General features: G+C 35.9%; 7 protein-coding genes. 6 read left to right on the top strand and 1 reads right to left on the bottom strand.

The features are described 5' to 3' along the window. Positions 1-257: 257 nt before the first annotated feature. On the bottom strand, positions 258-458 hold the full coding sequence (locus FTT94_RS15835) for a hypothetical protein (protein WP_163146734.1): 201 nt from the start codon (positions 456-458) through the stop codon (positions 258-260). Positions 459-1058: 600 nt separating this feature from the next. On the opposite strand from FTT94_RS15835, the gene FTT94_RS15830 reads away from it, so the two are divergent. From FTT94_RS15830 to FTT94_RS15805, 6 genes are all read left to right on the top strand, one after another. Continuing rightward, on the top strand, positions 1059-1352 hold the full coding sequence (locus FTT94_RS15830; RefSeq protein ID WP_159124548.1) for a type II toxin-antitoxin system RelB/DinJ family antitoxin: 294 nt from the start codon (positions 1059-1061) through the stop codon (positions 1350-1352). Beyond that, the gene (locus FTT94_RS15825; protein ID WP_159124547.1) at positions 1345-1626 is read left to right on the top strand and encodes a type II toxin-antitoxin system YafQ family toxin; all 282 of its coding nucleotides are present in this window, start codon (positions 1345-1347) and stop codon (positions 1624-1626) included. The genes FTT94_RS15830 and FTT94_RS15825 overlap by 8 nt, the downstream gene beginning before the upstream one ends. Before the next feature lie 126 nt (positions 1627-1752). Beyond that, positions 1753-2172: a hypothetical protein gene (locus tag FTT94_RS15820; RefSeq protein WP_159124550.1), complete on the top strand. Its 420-nt coding sequence runs from the start codon at positions 1753-1755 to the stop codon at positions 2170-2172. 309 nt (positions 2173-2481) lie between these two features. After that, a complete protein-coding gene (gene mobC / locus FTT94_RS15815; protein WP_159124546.1) occupies positions 2482-2970 on the top strand; it encodes a plasmid mobilization relaxosome protein MobC in 489 nt (162 codons plus the stop codon). Further along, entirely contained in the window at positions 2954-5485 is a 2532-nt protein-coding gene (locus FTT94_RS15810) for a relaxase/mobilization nuclease domain-containing protein (protein WP_218948141.1), read from the top strand. The genes mobC and FTT94_RS15810 overlap by 17 nt, the downstream gene beginning before the upstream one ends. A 635-nt stretch (positions 5486-6120) precedes the next feature. Further along, entirely contained in the window at positions 6121-7056 is a 936-nt protein-coding gene (locus FTT94_RS15805; protein ID WP_159124544.1) for a replication initiation protein, read from the top strand. The last annotated feature ends 293 nt before the right edge of the window (positions 7057-7349 follow it).

Here is a 7349-nt window from a genome sequence, read left to right as displayed (position 1 = left end):
GTATTATGTTAATTTTAGGAAAACTTACAGAATGTATAATTTAAAGATTATGGTTTGGGTGATCCTTATCTTAGTAATCTTATGGGGAATACAATGGATGTTTCATGGCTTTCCAACAGGAAATTAAAGCTATACATTGATGATTTCGTATAATCCGTATTATGTTAATTTCAGAGAAACTATTACAAATAGAATATTACTTTTATATTCTCAAATGAGCCGCTATCTTTCTTAAAAAATACTATAAATAACTGTTATTACTGATTATTATTTTTTAAATCAGGGCGAATTTTATAAATATTATTTTGGAGTTCAAAAATATGACTGAGAGCTTTTCCTATCAGTAAGATATTTTCTCTATTTTCTAGTGATGGATCTGATTGAATCTTACTAGGAATACTGTCTAATAATATTGCAGCTTGATACAAATCATCATTTATTTTTTTTAATTGATCCATTTTTCTCTTCTATATATGTTGGTAAGGATCCCAATCATATTACATTGAGATCCTGATTTATTAGGCCGTGGTATATCTTGTTGTAGCTTCTCTAGTTTCTGAACTAAAAAGGTTTAATAATCTATCCGATGATGGTACAGGAAGATTTGGTGGATTCCAATCACCTGTAGTGATGCATGTATTTAAAGAGTTTCCACACTCTGACATTCCACCCCTACCAGCAGACCCATAGACATCAATACAGTCTGCATAATATTCTGCACACAATTCTTTCGTTAAATAATATGAAGGCGTTGTAGGATCATATGCAAGAGCAAGACTACTAGTTATTATTGTACTAATTAGAACTATTTTTTTTAAGAACATAAGAAAATTCCAACTTTATTGTTAATTTGATATTTAAATATGATTCTTTAAAATTTAACTATTATTAAAATTACTCAAATCGAATAAATTTTTGAATAAATTCGCTTCATTTAACATAATGGCGATTATACGAAATTTAGCGATTAGAAACCATTTATTACATCAAAAGTAATGAAAATGTAAAGATAATGACTTATATTGTCTTTACATTATTGGTTTTTAGAGGAATTAACCATGTCCGCAGTCAATTTTAATATGCGTTTAGAAGAAGACTTGAGGGATAATGCAAATCATATTTTTGAAGAATATGGTTTAACAATGCCACAAGCATTTAAACTTTTTTTAAATCAGGTGGTGAAAACAAGAACTGTTCCATTAGCTTTTGACTATGCGAAAGAACCAACTCTGACCCCAACAGCAGTAGCAAAGTTGCTTCAATCTCTTAAAGAGATTGAAAATGGGGAGTACACCGAGTACGAAACAGTAGAAGAAGCAATCAAAGCCATGTCGGATGAAGCTCATGGCTAAACGAAAGATCATCGTAACCAACTCATTTAAACGAAATATTAAAAGACGTTACTTAGATTTAGTTACGGCTGAATGGGCTGAGGTACTGGACTGTTTAGTTGCTAATAGTCCATTGCCTGAAAAATACCTAGATCACCCATTAAAAGGTGGTGCTGAGTTTAAGAATTGTCGAGATTGTCACGTTAAACCTGATTTAGTCTTGATTTACAGGCTCGTAGGGGATGACATTTTAGAGTTACACCAGTTAGATAGCCATTCAGAGATTTTTGGCTAATTTTAGCTCGATGCTTTGAAATATGGCTTTAGCCATGTTTCAAAGCATCGAGCTACTTTACGCTAGTTGCACGATAAGAAAGTTTGAAAAGAAGCTAAGCATTGCATAGCCTTCAAAGAGTTCAATATGAGAATAAAAAATTTAGCTCAAATTTTTATAATTATTACATTGCTTACTGGTTGTATAGCGAAGTCCCAACCCGTATCTAACTCCATAGAGTCAGTAAAACCTATCATTTTTATTAAACATGCTAATTCTGGTTCAAGAGTAACCATTACTGGTGGGAAATTGCATGTAGATCCTTATGGTTGTATTCGGCTTGGTAGTGATACCGGTTCATTTATTATTTGGGCTAATAATCATGAGTTAGAATATACAAAGGACGGTAGGATTAGCATCACCAATAAATTTAATAATCATAAAGTTTTTATAGGTAATGAAATTATCCTTAGTGGAGGGCCGTCATCAGTAATACCAAAATCTGTTACTCGCTTTATTCCTGAAGTTTGTTCTACCTACGGCTATTGGATTGCTTCTCCCCTTTAAAAGTTATGTAAATGAGCCAGTCCCCATTTCCATCATAATTTCAACATAAAAACTCATATACAAATTTAGGTATTATTAGCTGATAAACCCTTTTTTTGATCTTTTTATATAAATCTTTCACGATATAGTAGAATACTATTAGATGACTAAATAAGATAAGCAAGCCTACCTGTATATACAAAATTCTTCGAATTTTGATATACAGGGACTTGTTAGGGGAAACCCCTAAGACCCCAAGCCCATCAAGATGGGCAAGTCAACAAAGTTGACTTAAAAGCAAAACCAAAAGCCTGTTAGTGGGATGTGTATATGCGAAATAAAACTAAAATTTTCAGACTCACAGAGTTACAGCTAGAACAACTTGAGCAGCACCTCGAAAAAGAGAACACGAATTTTACAGACTTCATTCTCTCTTTAATTCAAAGGGAAATCATGCAAGATGCTGTAACCGTAAGACGACCAGAAGAATATGAAAGGAAGCCTAGACTCAAAGTTAAAACAGTGATTGAAGTGGTTAAACGCTATCAAAAAACAGATCCTGCTTTACTGCTTGAGCTATCCAAAATCGGGAACAACTTAAACCAAATTGCACGAGCATTGAACATCATCAAAAATGCTGATCCGCAAGAGCAACGCAAGTTAGATATTTTCAGCATTTTTTCAGTTTTAAAAGGCATTCAAACCGAGTTAGAACAAGTATTTCCTGCACTTCCGAAAATCAGCAGACAAAGCCCTGAAAGGCTTAAAAAGCAATTGTCTTCGATACAGCTTGCTGAGGAGGATGAAAGTGCATATTAAATTTTTAAATCACGGCAAAGGATCGGCCGCACACGCTTCAGCGTATGTTTTAGATAAGTTCGATCATCTTGGCAATGTTCGGGCAGGTGTTGATGTTTTGCGTGGTGATGCGACTACATTTAACGCCATCTGTGACTCAAGTCCACATTTGTGGAAGTACACCAGTGGCGTGATCGCATGGTCAAAAGAAGACAGTCCGACAGATGAACAAATAAAAGAAGTCTTAGACGAGTTTGAAAAGCATGCTTTTTCGGGACTAGATCCCTCACAGTACCACCTTTTTGCCGTGCTTCACACAGACGATGACGGCTCGAAGCATATCCACGTTCTAGCACCACGCCTAGATATTCAAAGCGGTAAATCACTCAATATTGCCCCACCCGGCCATGAAAAGCATTTTGATTCTTTACGTGATTACTTCAACACAAAGTACCAGTGGTCACGCCCCGATGATCTGCTTTTGATGAAAACGACACAAGAGCCAAACTATGTCGCAAAACTCAACGCTCAAGCTAAAAATATTTTTACAGGTCAAGATCTTGAGGCGCTTACAAAAAAGCAGTTTGGCAAGCTCGTTGATAACTACGTACAAACATTTTTAAGGACTCTGACAGTAAAAAACAGAGCAGATATTGTCCAGTGTATTGAGCAACTGGAAGGAATCGCATCGGTCAAACAAAGTAAAGAATACTTAACTGCCACTTTGAAAAGTGGCAAAAGACATCGACTTAGAGGCGACTTTTATCATGAACAATTCGAAATTAACGCTTATTCAGAGCATCTCAGAGCAGCAGCAGAAAGCCGACCAACTACAGCAGAGCTTGCAACAGCTCTCCGAAACGCTGAAAACGTTCGAGATGACTATCGAGCAAAGCGAGAGACCTATCACCAACAGCACTATACTTTTAAACGAAGTACAGCAGACAACATCGGCCATAAAATCGCATCTCAGAGCGATTTTGACCGAAATAGGGAATCTATCACCCAAAGCCATAAAATCGCTAACAGCGAGCTATACGGAGCAAATAGACGCACTGCAAACGCAGTTAGCGAATATAGACCTATCGGAAATATCAAAAGTGAAATCGAGCATAGATTCGTTTTCAACCTCAATTCACGCTCTACAGGCTCAAGTCAACAAGCAGTTGCAGAGCCTCAGAATCGACGAAAAGCTCCTGCAGAACAGCATTCAACACCAAGTACAGCAAGCGATAGAGGGGCAGAGAGAGACAATAGAGAGTCAGTTGCAGAGCCTTTTGACGGAAAAATTGGGCAACCAGAGAGCAACACACATCCTATGGGGGATGATAGCTTTTGGACTGCTGATTCTTTTAATAATTTTATATCTAGGCTATCAAGCCAATACAAATTTAAAAACAATCAAAGCACAAGAGCAAATGATTCAACAGAATTCACAAGTGATTACAAACCAGATCAACTACTTGAAACAAATACGGAACTAGATCATGCAGACCGAAATCGACCAATTTTTGACAGAGCAAAACAGCTTATTGATGCAACAAAACAACTTGTTAGCCGAGCAAAACAAGGTTTTGAGTCAACAAATCGATTCATTAAAGACCATTTTGAGCGACTACAGCGAAGTCGAGCTGAGTCTAAAGAGCAAAATCAGCAATCTGAATACAGAGAAAGAAGCACAGCAAGCCTTAATTTTGACACTGAAAGCAGAGCTTTCAAAGCTAGAGCAGGGCAACTTTTCGGAGCAGTTACAGCAAGCATTTCAAGAAAACTTGAAGACCCAATTACAAACGCAATTAGCGAGAGCATTAAATCAACTGGATTTAAACAGCATTGTCAGCGACTTGGTGAAGATAGAATTAAGACCCATTCAAATGACAATTGGCACACAGCAGGCGGACATCGAGAAAGCACTCTCGAAAATCTTGCAATTGAAAGTACCCAACAACTTTTACGAAGATTTGGAGACGCAAAGCAAGCAGATCAATACGCTTGGGGAAACTGTAGAAAGATTAATAGCGTTAATCAACAACTTGAACGACTAGAAACCACAGTAGCGGAAATTCGACTCAAGCCAAAACCGGCTACGAATTTCAGTTACTTGCGAAGTGACGGTTATTACCCCGATTACGTTGGTTATCACAAAGAACTATGCGACAAGCAACAGGAGGCCTATAACAATAAAAACCCACTACAATTGATTGATTACATACAGAAAAAATCTAAAAATTTAGAAACGTACATTAGCCGTGCACGTTCAAATATCCACGAATGGGAATACGATAAATTTGAGAAAATGATCAAAAATGACAATCAAATGCTGAAATATCTGAAATGTGAGAAGATTTTAGAGCCTCAAAACGACCATTTGAAACAGCAAAGAGAATCATATCAAGCGTGTTTAAAGAGTTTTGAGACTATTAAAAGTGATATTTACGAAATTAAAAATCCATTGCCTAGACAGAATACTTCTCAACAAACTTATGAACCTGAGCATAAACCAAAACCTAAAAATGATTTTGAATTAGATTTTTAATCTAATTCAGCAAAACAGTAATCAGAGGGGGAATGAGCGATTTATCTTTATGTCACTCACACTCCGTTCGCTTTGTTTTTTTCTTTTTGAACCTCACAGGTTTAAACCAAGCGAGTGTCTACGAGCGATTGAGCATCATAAAAATTTCAGCAACGCCTTTTCCCTGATTACAAACTCCCTTTTAATCTAAAACGGTAAGTACAGAGCATCCCGAATGGGTGCGAACTTTGGGGCTTTTGATCTTAAAAAAGCATGAGCATAGCGAATGCATTATCAATCTTTTTGCTCTTGGTTTTGCTTTTGAAACGACACGAGCGAAGCGAGTGCCATAGCTTTTGATTTTGCCTTTAATTCTCTTTTATTCTTTTAAAAAGCTTTTAAATACTTTTAGACACCCTTCCAGACCACATATAGCAAGGCTTTCAGACTTTAAAAAACTACAAATGGCATGAACTAAACTACAAATGGCATGATTTTGGCACATTAGAAACTACAAATGGCATGATTAGAAACTACAAATGGCATGAACTAAACTACACTATATTTAATGTAGTTTTATGTTAAAAACTACAAAAATCGTGTGCAAAAATAAATCAATATGATATAAAAAACTACTTCTTGCGGAATGTAGTTTCATGGATTATAAAAAAACATACCCTGTATCTTGGGTTGTTATGCAGAATACGATTCAAGAGTGCTTTAAAAGCATGAGTATTGATGAAAAACGCTTATTAATTCTTGCTAGTCCTATAGCTCGGATAATTGATGCAACTGAAAAAGATGCAATCACCATAACATCAGAGAGCTTTGCAAAAGAATGCGGTATAAAAACCAACTCAGCGTATTCGCAAATGGAAGAAGCGAGTAAAAACCTGTTAAGACGTTATTTTTCCTATGGTGATAATAAGAAAAAAACCTACTGTAACTGGGTCATTAGAGCAATATATGAGAATGGTTCAATATCCATATGCTTCCCAGAGGAAGTTCTTTTGATGCTCAAAGAGTTCGACAAATTAAATCCATACACTAAGTACAAGAAAGACATCGTACTCAGTCTGAAAAAAGACTACTCGTTCGACCTATATCATTTAGCAAAAAAATATCAAGCTATGGGACAATTTGAAATGTCCTTAGAGCATATAAAAACTGAGTTAGGTTTGCCAAAGTCCTACGACAAGCTATGTAATTTAAAAGACCGTGTAATTAAGCCTTCATTAGATGAAATTACAGCTAATACAGACATTGAACTCACTTATGAAAACGTTAAACAAGGACGGTCTGTGGTTGGTTTCAAGTTTATTGTGAAAGAGAAGCCTAAGCCAAAACTCATAGCACCCGAGAGAGAGACAAAGACAGTAGAGCTATTTTGTAATATGTCAGATCCCCAAATTAATAAATACAGCACTATTCTATCTAAACTTTCTGAACTTTCTGATCTAAGTAATTTTCCTGACTATCCTACTTTTGCGATTTGGATTAGTGGGATTTTACGAGATCCAAAAAGTGTAAGGGAAGAAACGGCTAAACGAATTTTGAAGGCTCTACATCAAAAAACGGATTTCAAACCATAAAATCAGATTATCCATATGAGCTAACAAATCCCGTGAAACATTGCTTAAATACTAAGCGTGGAACGTGAACAATCATTAAAAAAGCCCAATCGGAGAGGGTTGGGCTTTTTGCTATACGATAAAACTATGATTTATATGAAATAAAAAGAAGCATTTCGTATAACGCGTATTATGTTAATTTTAGGAAAACTTACAGAATGTATAATTTAAAGATTATGGTTTGGGTGATCCTTATCTTAGTAATCTTATGGGGAATACAATGGATGTTTCATGGCTTTCCAACAGGAAATTAA

It is taken from the genome of Acinetobacter sp. YH12027, assembly GCF_013420085.1.
GTDB lineage: Bacteria > Pseudomonadota > Gammaproteobacteria > Pseudomonadales > Moraxellaceae > Acinetobacter > Acinetobacter amyesii.
Note: the sequence above shows the minus strand (reverse complement) of the source record. Positions and strands in the feature narration are given on the sequence as shown.